We start from the raw sequence: 16,913 nt of genomic DNA on the forward strand, positions 1-16,913 counted from the left end.
TGAGCAGCTTCGCTGGTGCGGTTATCAATGTTCATACTTATGTAAATTAAAAGGGCCCTGATGGGCCCTTTTGTTTTTTGCGTAATCTAGAAGTAGATTTTCAAACCTGACCTAATCCCTTGGCGATCGGTGACCGTGTCATCCGTCGCCGCAGGGATTTTTGTTTTCTGGTTCTCCTTATACCAGGCACCGAATATGCGCACGGCTTTAAAGTCTATAAAAAGCCCGGCCTCGGTGTAACTTCCTTCCACATCTCCTAATTCATCCGTGGAAGTGGGAAGGAAATAACGATATTTCCCGTCTAATCCAAAGTACTTGGTTAAATAAACTTGCAACGATGCTTGACCGAATTGCTGTGAAAGCCGCGAATCACTGCTTTCACGTGTGCGTTGGCCATAATGAATAGTGAATGACGTGTTTTGAATGGAGTTCCCTAAAAGGCGGATGTTCAGCATTCCGGCCAGATCGTTGAAACTCTCTTCGGTGTTGTTTTCATATTCCGCGGTGAGCCCCACGAATTGCGCGTAGGCCGAAGCTTCTCCAGCGAAGCTTGTGTACGAGTTTTCAACGCCAGAATCTTGAACTTCGGTTTTGAAAGAGTTGTAGGATCCGCCGATCATGAACTCAAAAGGTGAGGGAGAGTTCATGGAAAGCCACATATCCATCATGCGATTGCGATTCTTCATTTCCAGCCACTCCGTCAAAGACCAGCGGCTTTTTTCGCGATTAGCGGCCCGTTGAGTGAAGTCGATACCACTTCCCCAGCGAGATCTGGACTGTGCCTCGGAGATGCCTGAAAAGGCCATAATGCAGAGTAGAAGCAGAGATGAAAATCTAGACATACCCCTATTTTCCCGCTTTTATAGGGCTACGTCTAAATATTCCCACGTTGATACAGTTTTAACGTCTCAGAAAAGGATACGTTGTGGTTCATGATTTCGACCCGTTTGCACTAAGAATTTCCGGAGATTTTGGCGTCCGTTGGTACGGGCTTTCTTACATGATGGGGTTCATTTGTGCTTACTTGCTGATTCGTTGGTTGGCGCAAAGACAGCGTTCCGGCTTGGCACCAAACATGGTGGGCGATTTTATCACGTATGCTGCGATCGGAACTTTGGTGGGCGGTCGTTTAGGATATGTATTCTTCTATGGCATTGATCTTCTGTGGAAGTTCAAACCCGAATTCCCATTCTGGGGAGTTCTAGCCGTGAACGAAGGCGGGATGGCGAGCCATGGTGGTATCATCGGTATCGTGATCGCGTGTATGTTGTATGCCAGAAAGTATGGCGTCAACACTCTTTACCTTTTTGACCTTGTGGCCGTGACAGGTCCTTTGGGTGTTTTCTTTGGGCGCATCGCGAATTTCATCAACGGAGAATTGGTGGGACGCGAATGTGATCCATCTTACCCACTGGCGGTAAAATTCCCTCAAGATATTTACACTTGGCCAAATCAAAACTTCGCGAAGTTGGGTGAGTTGACTCCGGTGATGGAAAAAGTCGGTGTGGCTCGCGAGCAATGGTTAGAACTTGTTGATAAATACCGTTTCGATGGTTCAGCTCGTGAACAAGTATACTCGTTGATGACGAAAGCCATCGATGCGATTCAAAACGGCAACGAAGCAGCGAAAGAGGCGATTGCGCCTTTATTGACGCCACGTTATCCGTCGCAGTTATTTGCCGCTTTTGGTGAAGGCTTGTTGCTTTTCATTCTTCTTTTCTTCCTTTGGAGAAAACCACGTAAACCAGGCTTCATCGCCGCGTGCTTTATCATCTTCTACGCGATTGTCCGTATTGCTGATGAACAATTCCGTATGCCTGATGCTCATATCGGCTTTCAATGGATGGGCCTGACTCGCGGTCAGCTTCTCAGTATCGGAATGTTAATCTTGGGCTTTGTTATGATGTTCGTATGGACTCGCGCAAGTTCATTGAAGATTCCTGGCTGGGGTCGCGGTCAATCGATCAAGTTGAATCGTAAGTAGGATTTTTCTGAAAAATAAATTCTGAATAAAAAAGCCGCTGAAAAGCGGCTTTTTGTTTTTGAGTTATCGTATCGTCGCGTCTTGCAGGGACAAATTCACGTCCACGGTGGAAGTAAGAAATTTCACTGCCATCGTGGCAGTAAACAGCCGTGCCATGTTTCAGCGGTCAGCGTATTCTACCGCCACGGTGGCGGTAAGCGTGTGCGTTATAAGTTCTGAGTTAAGTGAAATGCAAGATAGATGAACTTGTTGGCAGTAAGAATTTCTGTTGGATGAACATAAAAAAACTCCCCAAGGAATCCCTGGGGAGTTCTGTTGTTATCGCCACAAAGCAACGATGGTGCCGGATTTCGCGGATTGGTTTCCTGCGGCGTCGACGGCTGTGAACTGATAGTTATAGTACACGTTCTTTTTGATGTTGCTGTCGCCGTAGCTCAGTGAAGTCGTTTCAGCGATTTTTACCCCGTTACGATAGATGAAGTATTTTACTACTTTCACGTTATCCGTCGAAGCAGCCCAACCCAAGTTGAATCTTGCAGTTCTGTTGCGATTGAATGTCGTTAGGGACAATGTCAATCCAGTCGGGGCAGACGGTGCAATAGTATCAACTACTGGTGTAGGCGTGGGGGTCGGAGTTGGAGTCGGTGTCGGTGCTGGCGTTGTTCCCGCAACCAACATACTTGAATTTCCATCTACAGTCAGTGGTACATTCGCTGCTGACAGCAAAGTATTTCCCACACTTGGATTTACGATGTTGAATGCCGATGTTGTCAAAGCACTTCCGGCAGTTGAGTCTTTCATAGTCAGATAAAACTTCTGCGTATTGATGTCGGATGCAGCTAACGAAGAAATATCAAAGTAAAAGCTTCCAAGCTTCTCTGCCGTTGTTCCGTCAAATGCATAGTTACCACCGCGATTTGCGAAAGCGAACGGTGACCACGTCGCCGAAGGACTGCTTGACGTATTTGCCGAAGAGCCGAACTGCAATGACATCTGTGCGCGCATTGCGTGCGACATTTTGACTTCCGCTAACAAGCGAGGAGCGTACGACGTGTAAGTCGAATAAAATACCATTCCACTTTGCGTAAGCTGAATTCTGCCAGCGGGTGCAAAGTTTGGAACCGTTGAGGTTGCGCGGAAGGCATCATAAGAAGCCCAGGCGTAACCCTGGTTTTTCCAAGACGCCCCAAAAGAGTTGGCAATTTTAAATGCGCCCACTTCGGAAGCTTCAACCGCGCCATTGCCATTGATATCTGTCCAAATCGTGTCGTCGTAACCGACGATCACCATGGCATGACCAGAAACCGTGCCGTTGATGTGTGTTGCGATAGCTTGGCCCACAAAAGGATTTGAAGCCGCTTGTGGATTTGCTTGCACCGTACGGTACACCCAACTGTTGATGTAGGTACCAAAAGACACCACGTGGCCATTGGCTAAGATTTGTTTTACGTTCGCCATATCCGCATCAGTGTTAATGCGGGAATAGCTAAACGGTTTCATGCGTGAATTGATCGCACGCTTCCAGTGATCCGAGTTTATACTCCAGGCGCGGAAGTCGCTGTCATAGGGGAATTCTGCCGATGTGGCTGCGCCATGCTTTTCCATCACCGCAAAAGCATCCGACAAAGAGGAACCGTTGTCGACGCCGCCGTTGATCATATTATAAGTCCATTTGGGGGAATAAATGCGAGCAGCGGATGTTTTGTTATTACAACCCAGTGTTAAGCACACCTCGTGGCTCATCAGATAATAGGTCGTAGCAAAAGCCACGCACGAGCCCAAGGTTCCTTGGCTGACAATAGGGGGGAACGAAGGTAAAGCCGAGTTGTCAACTTGCGCGGGCGCTGATCCTAGAGTCGCCATTGCGGCACTCTCCGCCGTTTCCGAAGACGAAGAAGCTTGCAAGCTGTCGTCTACTTCAACTTCTGGTTTTGTCGTATCGACTTGAACTGGTGCTTGGCCACGACGAGTTCTTTCTTTATTAACGCGCTCTAAGCCCAAACGATTCGGACGAACTTTTTTGATTTTACGGCGTTGCAGTTTTTGCTGCTCTTCCTGAGTCATCTCTTTCAGGCCGGGACGGAAGCCTTGATTGTTAGCAAGAACGGTGGACGGAGAAACGTGCAGACTTAATGTCAGCGCAATCATTCCGCCGACAGGTTTCAAAAAGTTTTTCATTTCTTTTTCTCCAGAGGTTTTTAGTTCCGCACCCGCCAGCAAGTCCGGCAGTGCGACTTCGTCACAATGTTAAGTAGCAAAGCTCTAAAATCCCTAAAGAAATGATCCATTCAAATGCGAATGCGAGGTTATAAACTCGAGATTTGTCGATAATTTCGGCGAGAATAAAAAAGAAAACGGCGAAAGGAAAACCTTTCGCCGTTTGAAGATAAGTCTTTAGTCGAAGTCTTTTACAGGACCTCTATTTAAAATCAAAAGCGGCAAGCTCGGTGCGAGAGATTTCTTTTTGCTCTCCGGTTCCGAAGTTTTTCACGGTGACCGTCTTATTGGTCACTTCATTACCACCTAGGATCAATGCGTAATGCGCGCCAATCTTGTTGGCTTTTTGCATTTTCTTTTGCATTTTTCCGGAAAGAAAATTTTCTGTCTTGAAGCCGCGAGAACGAATTTCATGCGCCACTTTGACGCTTTCTTCTTCGCCTTGATCATCCGCTCCGACAACGGCGATGATAACTTCTTTTTTCGTCGCCAATTCTTTCGGAGTCAGATCCGCTAAACGATCAATGCCCGCGGCCCAGCCTACGCCTGGAGTTTTTGGACCGCCCATAGTTTCAATCAAACCATCGTAGCGTCCGCCGGCAAGGACTGTTCCTTGAGCGCCGAGCTTCGTTGTCGTGAATTCAAAAACAGTGTGACAGTAATAATCTAAACCGCGCACGAGGTGCGAGTTCACGTTGTAAGGGATTCCTAATTTTTCAATACCCGCCAAAACTTTTTTGAAGAAGGTTTGAGATGTTTCGTTCAAGTATTGCTCAAGCTTTGGTGCTCCGGCATTCAGCTTTTTATCGCCTTCGTCTTTTGAATCTAAAATGCGCAACGGGTTTTTTTCTAAACGCATTTTGCTGTCAGCAGAAAGCTGATCCTGGTGTTCGGTGAAATATTTCACCAAAGCATCGCGATAGGCAGCGCGGCTTTCACTGTCACCCAAGGTATTGATCTCGAGTGTGCACTCCGCGGAAATGCCGATTTTCTTTAAGATGTCCCACGCCATTGCAATGCATTCCACGTCAGCTAGCGGACTGTCATAACCTAAACACTCTGCGCCCAATTGGTAAAATTGACGATAACGTCCTTTTTGTGGTCGTTCATATCGGAACATGGGGCCAGAATAATAAAATTTCAAAGGAAGGTTCTGCATCATGCCTTCAGAGATAAAAGCGCGTGCAACTCCGGCCGTTCCCTCAGGTCTTAATGTGAGACTTTCTCCTCCGCGATCTGTAAAGTCGTAAGTCTCTTTATTCACAACATCGGAAGTTTCACCGAGCGTGCGATGAAAAACGTCAGAAAATTCAAAAATAGGGGTTTCGATTTCTCCGTATCCGTACAAAAGAGCCTTTTCATAGGCTGATTCTTCGACAAAACGGAAAAGAAGACTGTCCTCGGGAAGCAGATCGCGGGTGCCACGAACTCTCTGAATTTTGTTGCTCATATTACGTCCTCAATACTAACAGGGAAATTAGGTTATATCAGAGCCTCGGGCAGTGCGCAAAGCTATTGCATTTAAGTGGGTCCGCGTTTTTAATAGAAATGACATGGAATCAGCACAGAAAATGAAAAAATGGGTTATCGCAGGAGCTGCCGTTTTGATCGTCGTTATCGGCGCGGTGGTCTATCAATCAATGTTCAGCAAAGGTGCCGCTTTAACGGGAGTTGAAGTGGATTGGCGTCTTTTGGGCGAGATGGACTACATTACAGGCAAATCTTCTTCGGAACTCCAGGCTTTGAACGGCAAGGGTGTGAAGATCCCTGGTTTCATGGTGCCGCTTGAAGACGACCAAAGAGACGTGGTGGAGTTTTTATTAGTACCAAGCCCTCAGGCTTGTATCCACGTGCCGCCACCGCCACCGAATCAAATGGTTTACGTAAAAATGAAAAAAGGAACCGAAGTAGCTGTAGGCCCTATCTGGGTTTATGGCACTTTGAATCTCGTAACGAAAAAATCCATGTACGGAGATGCATCGTTTGAGCTCGTAGGTGAAGCTGTAGAGCCGTACAAATAACTTTGTGAGGAGGTCTCTATGATGAAGGTTCTTCTATTATCAGCCATGGTCTTTGCTGCGCGTGAACACGGGTCCCATGTACACGGCTCGGGCAAAGCCAGTGTGGCATTTGATGGAAAAAGCGGAAAAATTGAATTGCATGTCCCTGCTGAATCCATCATTGGATTCGAACATCAAGCCAAGAGCAAAGCCGACAAACAGAAAAAAGACAAAGCTTTAGCGAAACTCGAAGAAAAAATCGGCGAAATGATTGTCTTGGATCCAGCACTTAAATGCGAAATTAAAAAAGACATCTTTGAAGTGAACCAACATGATTCGCATGCGGAAGTCGAAGCTGAATTCAATGTAACTTGTGAAGCTCCGGCTGCGGGTAGTACGATCACATTTAATTTTTCAAAACAATTTCCGCGTTTAAAGAAAGTGCAAGTGGATATTCTTGCCGATGGCGTGCAAAAATCCACGCAAGTTTTGAAGAACGGAGACACTGTTGAGCTCAAGTAACATCCTGATTGAAGTACGTGATTTGCAGTACACTTACCCCGGCGCAACTCAACCCACTTTGAAAATCCCTGAATTTTCGGTGTTGCGCGGGGAGGAGCTCTTTCTTTATGGCCCGAGCGGAACGGGCAAGACGACATTGTTAGAAATGTTTTCGGGCGTTTTAAAACCCACCCAAGGCAGTCTTAAAATTTTGGGTTTTGATTTCGTGAAAATGAGTGACGCTGATCGCGATGCTTTTCGTGCCGAGCACATGGGGTACGTTTTTCAAAACTTCAATTTGATTCCTTATCTGAGCGTGCAGGAAAATATCGAACTGCCTTTGCACTTAAGCCCCGCGCGAAAAGCACGACTGGGCAGTGTGGATACGGAAATGGTCATTCGCGCTCTTTGCGGAAATTTGGGGATCGGTGATCTTCTTGGTAAAAAAGTGGCAGAGCTCAGCGTGGGGCAACAGCAACGTGTGGCCGTGGCACGCGCTCTACTGGGAAAGCCCGATCTTATTTTGGCTGATGAACCCACCTCTGCATTAGATACAGATCATCGCGAAAAATTCCTGAAGCTGATGTTCGAACTTGCAGATCTTTACGGCACAACCGTTGTCTTCGTATCTCATGATCGCAGCATGGAAAAACTTTTTAGTCGCAGCATCTCGTTGGACTCCATCAATAGGGTTGGATAATGGTCTTTCTTAAACTTGCTATCAAATCTTTGAAGAACCGTGCTTTTGCTACAACGCTGACCGTACTTTCCATCGCTTTGAGCGTGACGCTTCTTTTATCAGTTGAAAGAGCCAAAAGAGCGGCGGAAGAGGGCTTTACCCAAACTATCAGTAAGACGGACCTGATTGTCGGAGCTCGCAGCGGATCTTTGCAGCTTATCCTGTACACGGTCTTTAATATGGGAAATGCCACTCATAATATTTCCTATGAGACTTACGAGGATATTAAAAAGAATCCGGCCATTGAATGGACCATCCCATACTCATTAGGCGATGGTCACCGCGGGTTTCGTGTCGTGGGTACGAATGAAGATTTTTTTAAGCACTATCACTTTCGTGGCAGCGAAAAGATCCAATTAAGCCAAGGCCAGGTCTTTAAAGACTTATGGGATGTGGTTATTGGTGCCGAAGTTGCGCACAAACTGAAGTATCGTTTAGGTGACCGTATTGTGGTCGCGCATGGAGTGACAAAAGGAGAGGGGATTCAAAATCACGCCGACAAACCTTTTGTTGTCACAGGCATTATGGAGCCAACTGGAACGCCACTGGATCGCGCAGTTTACATGTCATTAGAGGGCATGGAAGCTTTGCACGTTGATTGGGCGGACGGGGCCGCGCCGACGGCAGAAAAGGCAATTCCTCGTGAACAGCTTTCACGTGCCGGGATGAAAATTCACACGATCACGGCTTTCTTCGTGGGAGCAAAGTCTCGCATTGAAACTTTAAAACTTCAGCGTGATATCAATACCTATAAAGAAGAACCCTTGTTGGCGATCATTCCTGGAGTCGCATTGAGCGAACTTTGGAATGGTCTGTCTTATGTTGAAGGTGTCTTAAGAATTATCTCTTGGATGGTGGTTCTGGTGGGCCTTGTTTCAATGTTGATCGCCTTGACAACTACATTGAACGAACGCCGTCGAGAGATGGCTATCCTAAGAGCCGTCGGAGCGAAGTCTTCACAGATCGTCGGTCTGTTGGTGTTTGAATCAGCGCTACTGACTGTTGTGGGCATCACTTTAGGGACTCTTCTTTCGTGGACGCTGATCGCGATTCTTCGTCCGTGGATCGCCAGCGAATTCGGTCTTTATCTTGTGGGCCCGTGGGTCACGAAGATCGAGATTTTATATATAGCTATCACTTTCTTCGGTGGCACGCTGATGGGATTGATCCCGGCATTGCGGGCCCAGAACCTCGCCTTGAAAGATGGGTTGAGTGTGAAGTTATAAAAGAAAAACCCCGGTCGCTCCGGGGTTTTTTAGTTTAGAGCTTCTTTTTAGGCGGCTTTGACTTTCACTTTATCCGCCGCCTCCGCTTCGTAATCCGAATAAGGCGTTTTTACTTCGACCATGGTGCCGTCTTCAGCGCGGTAGCCACGGACTTTGAACATCTTTAAAGCTTCCGAACGACCTTTCACTTCGGCGGCTCCAGCAAGCTCTGTTTTAAAATCTTCTCCGATTTTTTCAATGACCGTATCCGAAATCAAAAGATCGGCGCCGAAAGCTTTTGTAGAAGCCTCAATACGGGAAGCCGTATTCACCGTATTGCCGATAACGGTATACTCCATACGTTCATCTGAACCAATCGTTCCAGAGATCGCAAGACCTGCATGCAAGCCCATACCAATATTGATCGGAGGTTGACCACGAGCAACACGTGTTTCATTGAGTGTTTCAAGAGCACGACGCATTTCTAAACAAGCACGAACGGCATTGTGAGCATCACGATCCGTGGTTTTTGGAGCACCCCAAACCGCCATGATCGCATCCCCGATAAACTTATCAACAACACCACCGTGAGAGTTGATAATCTTAACCATCACACCGAAATATTCATTCAGCATTTCAACGACTTCCTCGGGAGAACGCTTTTCCGAAAATGCGGTAAAACCGCGGATGTCTGAGAAGAAGACCACCACGTCTTTGGATTGACCACCAACGCCGATGTCTTTACCGATCAAATCTTCGGCAACCGAAGAGCCGTGGAACTTTGAAAAAAGGCTTTTCACCTTATCACGCTCCTTAAGACCTTCAGTCATGTGATCAAAAGCTTCTGCCAAGTCTCCCACTTCGTCATGGGATTTCACTTGCGCGCGCGCCTTCACATCAAAGTTACCTCGAGACACCAAGTTGATCATATCCGCCAACTTTTCAATCGGGGAGGTGAGTGTCATTGAGAATAAGAAGATAAAGAAGATGGCCATGGAAATAGCAGAGCCTGCCACAAAGATAGCTCGGCGGCGGACCTCGCGTGACACTTCAAGAATGGTTTCTTCCGAAGTTTGCGAAATGACTGTTGCACCAAATGAAGTTTTTACGGAAGCACCGAAATAATTTTTGTCAAAATCCGGATCCACGAATTTAGTTTGATACTGCGGAGATTTTTGCGTCAGAGCCTTTTTTACAAAAGGGTTCTTACTTACATTCAACCGGGCCATGGCTTTTTGTTCGTCTTTATGCGCCAACAACTCGCCATAGCGGTCGACTAAGTACTGTGTTCTCTCTGAGGGATCAGTAAAGGGTTTTTCTAAAGGCGCTAAGGTCACGTCCGCCAAAGCCACGTGAGTGATTTTACCTTGAGCATCGCGAACCAATGGAATGCCGATTGTAATCAGTGCCGGCGCCTTAGGGTAAGACGCATTTTTTAGTTCGATATTTCCCTGAGCCACATTGCGGATAGGGAACTTCTGCCAAGAGCGAACATTGATAATATAGTTGCTAGCCAAATTGTAAGGACGAAGAACATCTTCCTTTACTTTGCGAGCCACGGTGTGAACCGATGTGCCGTCTAGTCTTAAAATTTCCAAAGAAACAAAGTTTTTATCTTTTGTGAAGTTGAAATCAAAATCATCACTGGCCGCTGTCTGATCCGAAGTGTCCTTCATCAACAAAGAGGCCGTCACACGGGTTTTATCCACCAACGAGCTTACGATATTTTCCACTTCCTTGGCTTTTGCCGCCGCAGATTCAAGATTCGCGATATCGACTTGTTCAGAAGCTTTCTTTTCGAAATAGTCTGAAGAGATCCATGTGATCGTGCCCGTCGCTGCTACCAGGATCAGGATGGTCACCGTAATGAGTTTTGTCGAAATAGGTATTCTCATATCATCTCCAAGAGCTTAGAAAGCCCACTCCGCGAAAATATTTAGATAGTTCCCGACGATGGTGGATTCATTCGTATCTCCGTCCACGGCAAAGTTATCTGATGCAGGGACTGCTTTATAAGACATTTTATCTTCACGACGGGCGTAACCTACCAGGCCCGTGAATGTCGGAGTGAAGCGATAGCTTCCTAAGAAACCATACTGTGTCGACATTGACGGTGTCAGGGGAGCCCCGTTCGGTGTGCTGATTTTCAAAAGTGACATATACATATGAGCATTCACTTGAATGCCTAATTTCGGCGTCAAAGAAAACCAATATTCCGCACCAAAGTGCGGACCCGCCGAAGTGATTTTTAGATCTTCCGAACTGCCAGAGAAAGGATCACCCACAGTTTCTGGAAGTTCTTTGTAGTAAGGGCCGACTTGGAAGCGCAACTCTCCACGGTCACCCATGGTTTTGCGATAGACCGCATTGGCTTCCGCAGAGGCAAAAGTCTGTGTCTTACCATTGAAAGTAAAGCCACTCATATCGATGATACCTAAAAATCCCCAAGGAGTTCTGTCGCCAAACCAACCCAATCCCATACGACCGGTACCACCCAAGGCACTGTAAGCCACGGCCGAATTTTTTTCGGGGTTCTTTCCGCTAAATTGCATTTCTGTTACTAGGTAACTGGCAATCGCATACCATCCCGTCACACGGTCAATGGATTTACGAACAAGTGCTGTGTACTCGGCTGCTGGAGAACGATCTCCGTGACGAACTGAGAAGCTTTGTTTAGCTAGAGGAGAGCTGGGACGTAAATTCGATTTTGCACGTACCGCCACTTGATAGCGGCCACCGGGCCATGTTTCGTCAAAGGGCAAGGACTCTTCCTGCGTGTTTTCGATGACTTTGAACTTTTCCCATTTTTTGTCTTTTTCATTCAACTTCAGTACAAAAACGTCAAAAGAAGAGACATTGTCGGGACGATTCCATTTTACTTCGCGCACGAACTCACTTTCAGGTTTGCTGATCTTTGGATTTTCCAAAGCCTTCCCTAAAACAGAGAATTGTGACACGGAAGTCGCATCACTGCGAATGCCTTCATTCGTGGCGGCTAGAACCTTCCAAGTGTAGTTGTTCGCCACTGGAAGGGACAATTTCACTTTCGTATCGCGAATGACTTCACTGACTTGAGTTTTGCCATCCTCCGAAGTTAGAACGAATTGGTACATGTCTGCGCCGCCCACAGGATTCCATTGGAATTCCATCTTAACACTGTCTTCTTCTTTGCTGGCGATTCTGGCGCGAGAAGCGGGGGATTTTAAAATAGCGGCCTCTAAGCCCACATTGAAATCACTCTCTGGAGACCAATCACCCGGAACACCCCGATAGTCACGCGCACGCAACTTCATGAGGTACTTGCCGGGAGTCAAGCGTCCATTCCATGCAGCTTCTTTCACTTTGAAAGTAAAAGTTTTGGCGTCTTTCGGATCTTCTTTCACCTGGCGAAGTTCGATGTCGTAGCTTTTTGCACCTTCGATCGCATCCCACTCAAAGTTCACCAAACGGCGATAAGGCGCCGCCCAGACCGCCGAGGTCCAGAATGTGAAAATGAGAATAAGGAACGCGGTCATCAAACGCATCAATTCACCTTAATCTTCTTCAATGTGGGGGCGCGCAGATTTGATTTATCTGGCACCAGAAGTTTTCTTGCGGGAGCGACCTCGCTAGGGCGACCATAGTTATCCATCGCCGAAAGCTCGATTTCATATTCTCCTGGAAGAAGATTTTTTAAAGCTGTCATATTGTTTGTGTATTTCGAACGTTTCAATTCTTTGCCATTTTTACGAATGGTCAGCCAATATTCTTTGGCGCCATCGAGTTTCGTCCACTCCAGTTGAGTACGACCGTCAAAAGTAGCTTGCAAAGGTCCTTCAGCAGGAACGAACAACGGAGCTTGAAGTAGTGGAAGAGGTGACACCGTCAAAGGCTGCGACACCTTCGTGCCAAGAATTTGACCGTCTTTATTCACCGCTTCGATGGAAGCGATGTAACGACCTGGCTTGGGCACGGTTGCAGAGAACTTAGTGTCTTTCACTTCCAATGAAGAGGCTGATCTTGGATCTGCATTTTCTTCTAGAAGCTTCACGCGGTAAAGAGCCACATCGTCCGTTTTATCCGCTTTCCATGTCAAACCCACTTGAGGTTTTTCTACATAGTACTGAGTCATTTGCGTTTCAGGCATTGTGAAATCCACATTGACTGGAACCAGCGGAGCACGCTCCACCTTCGCCTGAACTTGTTCCGCAGGTTTTACGGTGAACTTTTGAACTTTTCCTAAGACCGGCTTGTCAGACTCGACATAATAAGAACTCATCCGCCAATAATAAGTGCCAGCTTTCAATGAAGGCAGAGTGTAACTTTCTTCATTTGAAAAAGATTGAGTAGCGATTTTCTTTTGCAAAGTGGGGTCAGACCAAACTTCCAAAGTCATCTGGCGAGTGTCATCACCTTTTTGCCATTTAAATGTCATATCAAACGGAGTTTTCGCCGCTGGGATATCCGCGTCCGCAGTAGGAAACACCACTGTCGGCGCGTAGCGAGCTAAAACTTCTGTTTTATAAATTGGGCTTTCTGCAATCACATTCCCCAGGGATGATGTCCCGACAAGTTTCCAGTAGTGACGCCCAAAGGGAAGTGAAGCATTAACTTGGTTTTGATTTAAAGCGGCTTGAACAAATGGTTTTAACTGCTTTCGACTTGGGCCCACCCACAAGGAAACTTGTGTGCCTTGCGGAAAGCCTGTCCATTGAAACGGTACGGGCTGTGGTGATTCCGCATCCATCGCGATAGGTTTTTGCGGAAGGGGAGTCAAAACTTTGATGACGGTTGTTGAAGTCAAATCTTTGCTTCGACCATCGTCACCTTTTACCGAGGCTTTACCCTCTAAGACTTGAACGTCGACGGAGTTGCCGCGGCCTTTGGATAATGAAGCTGAAGCTTGAGAAAGATCCACTTTTCCATTTGCTGAATTCAACACAAGGCCCGGGGCGTTGGCTTCGGCTCCACCAGCTTTGGCGTTAACGAATAAACTACCTTCCATCAAATCAAGGGCGATCTCGCCCTCTGATTTTTTGATGACGATCAACGACTCGGGCTCGAGATCCAAATAGCGATCTGAATCAACGAACTGAATGCGCACTTCACCGCGTTCGCTGGTGCGAATCGCTTCTCCGTTATAGAGAGGTTCCCCTGTGTTCACGAGTTGCCATAGCAGGCGCGAAGCGGGACGACGTTGAATGTCTTCAACAACTTTCCCAACGTAGGCCAATGGTTTTTCATTTCCATAAGAGGAATTACGGTCTTCGGTGGATTGATACCAATACCAAGTCACAGCGAAAACTGATGATGAACTAAGTGCTGCGACAAGCAGCCGTTTCCACTGTTTTTTCATGCAATCCTCCTTCTTAGTTTTTCGGAGAATTTTTCTCGGTATTTAATAGCGCTTAAGTCTAGGACCGAAGGCTTAGTCAAAAAAAATTAACGATGAATCAGAAAACAGGCTGGAGAGTTTCTATCGAATGGTCTAGAGTCTTGCCTATGGATAATAATAAGAACTACATTACGCCCCAAGGTCTAGCCAAACTCAAAGCCGAGTACCATGAGCTCATGCATGTGGAGCGCCCGAAGCTTGTTGAAGTGGTGGCTTGGGCCGCCAGCAATGGAGATCGTTCTGAAAACGCCGATTATCAATATGGAAAACGTCGCTTGCGTGAAATTGATAAGCGCGTTCATTTTCTGACAAAAAGAATTGAAGACGCCGAAGTCGTGGACCCAAAAGCGATGAAAGGCACGACGGTTCTTTTTAGTGCGACTGTCACACTGGCGGATGAAGAAGGTGAAGAAGTCGTCTATCAAATCGTGGGCGAAGACGAATTTGATCCTAAGAACGGGAAGATCTCCTGGAAATCTCCGGTGGCCAAAGCACTTCTAGGAAAAAAGGTTGGCGACGAGGTTCGTATCGTAAAACCTGCGGGCGAAGAGTACGTCACGATTGAGAGCGTCGAATACAAGTAAAAATTACAGCTGCGTGTTAGTAATAGGGCCTTTATGTGGGCCCTTTTTATTTTTAAAATTGTCTTTGCTTCCATAACCGGACACACTCGCTTCGCACATCCGGGGGGATATTCATGAATATGAAATGGGCTTTTGTTCTAACTTGTGTCTTTGTACTTTCATCTTACGAAACAGTTGAAGCTAAACGCAAAAATCGCCAAGAAGTAAATCCCGTTTTCGAAAAAATTGAGCAGCCTTCTGAATCCTTTCTTATCGACGAAAATTCCAGCGATGCAGACATTGTACGTGCCGTGAATGATCAACGTCGCGTTGATTTCGTTGAGGGTGGCAGCATGGTTGTGGTGAAAGTCCTGCCTGATGACAACCAAGGTTTGGCTCATCAAAAATGGACGGTGCGCCTTTCCAATGGAAAGAACATGCAAGCTGTGTATAATTCAGATATGTGCCCACGTGTTCCTATTAAAGTCGGCGACGTGATCGCGATGGGTGGACAGTTTATTTGGACAAACAAAGGTGGCCTCCTCCATTGGCTGCATCATGACCCGCGCGGCAAACGCCAAGATGGTTATGTTTATGTAAACGGGAAGTTCTATTGCAAAGACTAGATTTGATTCCATGTGAAGCTCCGTTTTGGGCCGACAGCGGTCACGGGCAAACTTTGTGGTCTCACTTTCTTAAGTCTCCCGAACTCGAAAATTTTGGAACTCAATTTGAAGTCGATCTTCCTGATGGAGATCGACTTTTTTGTTTTCATATTCCAGGTGCAAGTGACACGGTCGTAAGTGTCTATCATGGTCTTTCCGGAGATGTGACTTCGGACTACATGCAAAGAACCGCCTTGGTGTGCCAGAAGCTGGGGCACTCTGTGGTCCTCGTCAATCACCGTGGAGCAGGGATTGGAGCCGCTTACGCTCGCAATCCGTATCACTCGGGTCGTGCCGAAGATATGTCGGCGGTGTTAAAAAAACTGCGCGAGATGTTTCCGGCAAAAAAGCAAATCGCCGTGGGTTTTTCGATGAGTGCCAACATCCTGCTTTGTTTGTTAGGTGGATTTCGTGGCGAAGTAAAGCCCGATGCCGCCATCACGGTGAACGCCCCGATTGATCTTATGCAGGGCTCACAGTTACTAAAAACAGGCTTCAATCGTATTTATGATTTGCGTTTTGTTCTGCGTTTAAGAAAAAACGTTGAAGAAAAATTTCGTCAGGGATTGATCACTCAGAAATACGACATTCCCGCTTGGTCGACAATTTGGGATATGGATCAGATTTACACAGCGCCCGCAGCCGGATTTAAAGATCGTTCTGATTATTACCAAAATTGCTCGGCGATTCATTATCTTTCAAAAATCCAGACGCCCACTTATGTTTTAACCGCACAAGATGATCCTTTTGTGTCCGTGGAAAATTATATGAAGGCGTCTTTTTCTAAGAGTACCATGCTGCACGTAGAAGCTCGTGGTGGACATATGGGGTATTTGGCAAAACAAAATACGCCCTTAGGTTCTGTGCGCTGGCTAGATTATTACGTCCACGAGGCTTTGCAGTCTTTGAAACAGGTGTTGGCTTAAAGAACACTTTTCTTCAACAAATCCCAACGCGCGCTCCAGTACCCATAGGATAAAGACGTTGCGCCAGAATCCCAGATAGGAACTTCCAGAATCTTACGGGCATGTTGCGCATAAGCGTGATGTAAATCCGGGTGTAAGTACCAACCGGAAAGCTTGGCCGGCAGTGATTTGTCGATGGCTAACCAAGACTCCTTCGTGAATCCTCCGATTTCGCAGAAAGGGTCCAGTGAGCTGAAGCTTTTGTTCTTCTCTTTAAAAATTCCGGTGAATAAGTGTTCGATAGAATGTCGGGGACCCGTGCGACGGTGGAACAGACTGTCCTTTTTCGATATGCGTTCACCCCAACATAAAGCCACAGTCGGGTCTGTCATCAGGTTCTGCAAGACTTTGAAAAGATCGCCAAAGGGCGTGGAAAGCAAAGGATCTGCAACCAGAACATAAGGCGCTTGGGCTTTTGAAAAAGCTCGGCGTAAACTTTCTGCACGCCCCAGATATTTCTCGTTAAAAAGAGTTTGAATGTCTTCACGTTGTGGAGATTCTGTTTGAGCGGCTTTAACCTGAGCCAGCGCGTCTTCTGCATCTTTTTCGATAACCGCGAGGAGTTCATAGTTCAGTGGGAACTTCTGAAAAAAACCGCGCAGATCCTTCATGAAAGAAGGAATAAACGCTGCATCTTTATGCAGATAAATAACGAATGAGCAATGCAGGGTTGACTCTGAAGATTCCATCTTTACGATAG

Annotated in this window: 15 protein-coding genes; 8 read left to right on the forward strand and 7 right to left on the reverse strand. The window is 46.7% G+C overall.

Going from position 1 to position 16,913, the window contains the following annotated elements; translation table 11 throughout:
* Window positions 1-86: 86 nt before the first annotated feature.
* Window positions 87-842 carry a hypothetical protein gene (locus AZI87_RS15585; protein ID WP_253696901.1) on the reverse strand — a complete coding sequence of 252 codons (756 nt, stop codon included), beginning with the start codon at window positions 840-842 and terminating at the stop codon, window positions 87-89.
* An 83-nt stretch (window positions 843-925) separates the two neighbouring features.
* Between AZI87_RS15585 and lgt the strand changes: the two genes are divergently transcribed.
* Complete coding sequence (lgt, locus tag AZI87_RS15590; protein WP_063208963.1) at window positions 926-1,984, forward strand: prolipoprotein diacylglyceryl transferase; 1,059 nt, start codon at window positions 926-928, stop codon at window positions 1,982-1,984.
* A 318-nt stretch (window positions 1,985-2,302) separates the two neighbouring features.
* Here lgt and AZI87_RS15595 read toward each other — a convergent pair whose 3' ends face one another.
* Together AZI87_RS15595 and hisS are read right to left on the reverse strand one after the other, a co-directional pair.
* The gene (locus AZI87_RS15595) at window positions 2,303-4,162 is read right to left on the reverse strand and encodes a C1 family peptidase (protein ID WP_155722589.1); all 1,860 of its coding nucleotides are present in this window, start codon (window positions 4,160-4,162) and stop codon (window positions 2,303-2,305) included.
* A 241-nt stretch (window positions 4,163-4,403) separates the two neighbouring features.
* Complete coding sequence (hisS, locus tag AZI87_RS15600; RefSeq protein ID WP_063208967.1) at window positions 4,404-5,651, reverse strand: histidine--tRNA ligase; 1,248 nt, start codon at window positions 5,649-5,651, stop codon at window positions 4,404-4,406.
* A 52-nt stretch (window positions 5,652-5,703) separates the two neighbouring features.
* On the opposite strand from hisS, the gene AZI87_RS15605 reads away from it, so the two are divergent.
* The 4 genes from AZI87_RS15605 to AZI87_RS15620 are packed head-to-tail and all read left to right on the forward strand — an operon-like array spanning window position 5,704 to window position 8,667.
* Complete coding sequence (locus AZI87_RS15605) at window positions 5,704-6,222, forward strand: DUF3299 domain-containing protein (protein ID WP_253696903.1); 519 nt, start codon at window positions 5,704-5,706, stop codon at window positions 6,220-6,222.
* Between the two features lie 18 nt (window positions 6,223-6,240).
* The gene (locus AZI87_RS15610) at window positions 6,241-6,723 is read left to right on the forward strand and encodes a ZrgA family zinc uptake protein (RefSeq protein ID WP_063208969.1); all 483 of its coding nucleotides are present in this window, start codon (window positions 6,241-6,243) and stop codon (window positions 6,721-6,723) included.
* On the forward strand, window positions 6,710-7,402 hold the full coding sequence (locus tag AZI87_RS15615) for an ABC transporter ATP-binding protein (RefSeq protein ID WP_063208971.1): 693 nt from the start codon (window positions 6,710-6,712) through the stop codon (window positions 7,400-7,402). Before AZI87_RS15610 ends, AZI87_RS15615 begins: the two co-directional genes overlap by 14 nt.
* Window positions 7,402-8,667, forward strand: a complete 1,266-nt coding sequence (locus AZI87_RS15620) for an ABC transporter permease (RefSeq protein WP_063208973.1) — start codon at window positions 7,402-7,404, stop codon at window positions 8,665-8,667. Before AZI87_RS15615 ends, AZI87_RS15620 begins: the two co-directional genes overlap by 1 nt.
* Window positions 8,668-8,714: 47 nt before the next feature.
* Here AZI87_RS15620 and AZI87_RS15625 read toward each other — a convergent pair whose 3' ends face one another.
* The 3 genes from AZI87_RS15625 to AZI87_RS15635 are packed head-to-tail and all read right to left on the reverse strand — an operon-like array spanning window position 8,715 to window position 13,981.
* Window positions 8,715-10,541 carry an adenylate/guanylate cyclase domain-containing protein gene (locus AZI87_RS15625; protein WP_063208975.1) on the reverse strand — a complete coding sequence of 609 codons (1,827 nt, stop codon included), beginning with the start codon at window positions 10,539-10,541 and terminating at the stop codon, window positions 8,715-8,717.
* Between the two features lie 15 nt (window positions 10,542-10,556).
* The gene (locus AZI87_RS15630; RefSeq protein WP_063208977.1) at window positions 10,557-12,170 is read right to left on the reverse strand and encodes a fibronectin type III domain-containing protein; all 1,614 of its coding nucleotides are present in this window, start codon (window positions 12,168-12,170) and stop codon (window positions 10,557-10,559) included.
* Window positions 12,170-13,981 carry a FecR domain-containing protein gene (locus tag AZI87_RS15635; RefSeq protein WP_063208980.1) on the reverse strand — a complete coding sequence of 604 codons (1,812 nt, stop codon included), beginning with the start codon at window positions 13,979-13,981 and terminating at the stop codon, window positions 12,170-12,172. Before AZI87_RS15635 ends, AZI87_RS15630 begins: the two co-directional genes overlap by 1 nt.
* Window positions 13,982-14,073: 92 nt before the next feature.
* On the opposite strand from AZI87_RS15635, the gene greB reads away from it, so the two are divergent.
* From greB to AZI87_RS15650, 3 genes are all read left to right on the forward strand, one after another.
* Window positions 14,074-14,604, forward strand: coding sequence for a transcription elongation factor GreB (greB, locus tag AZI87_RS15640; protein WP_063208982.1), 531 nt, complete (start codon window positions 14,074-14,076; stop codon window positions 14,602-14,604).
* Window positions 14,605-14,717: 113 nt separating this feature from the next.
* On the forward strand, window positions 14,718-15,209 hold the full coding sequence (locus AZI87_RS15645; protein ID WP_155722590.1) for a DUF3465 domain-containing protein: 492 nt from the start codon (window positions 14,718-14,720) through the stop codon (window positions 15,207-15,209).
* A complete protein-coding gene (locus AZI87_RS15650) occupies window positions 15,197-16,174 on the forward strand; it encodes a YheT family hydrolase (protein WP_063208984.1) in 978 nt (325 codons plus the stop codon). The genes AZI87_RS15645 and AZI87_RS15650 overlap by 13 nt, the downstream gene beginning before the upstream one ends.
* Here AZI87_RS15650 and AZI87_RS15655 read toward each other — a convergent pair.
* The gene (locus AZI87_RS15655; protein WP_155722591.1) at window positions 16,171-16,902 is read right to left on the reverse strand and encodes a glycosyltransferase; all 732 of its coding nucleotides are present in this window, start codon (window positions 16,900-16,902) and stop codon (window positions 16,171-16,173) included. The two genes, AZI87_RS15650 and AZI87_RS15655, sit on opposite strands and share 4 nt — an antisense overlap.
* Window positions 16,903-16,913 lie beyond the last annotated feature (11 nt).

Source organism: Bdellovibrio bacteriovorus (assembly GCF_001592745.1).
Classification (GTDB): domain Bacteria; phylum Bdellovibrionota; class Bdellovibrionia; order Bdellovibrionales; family Bdellovibrionaceae; genus Bdellovibrio; species Bdellovibrio bacteriovorus_B.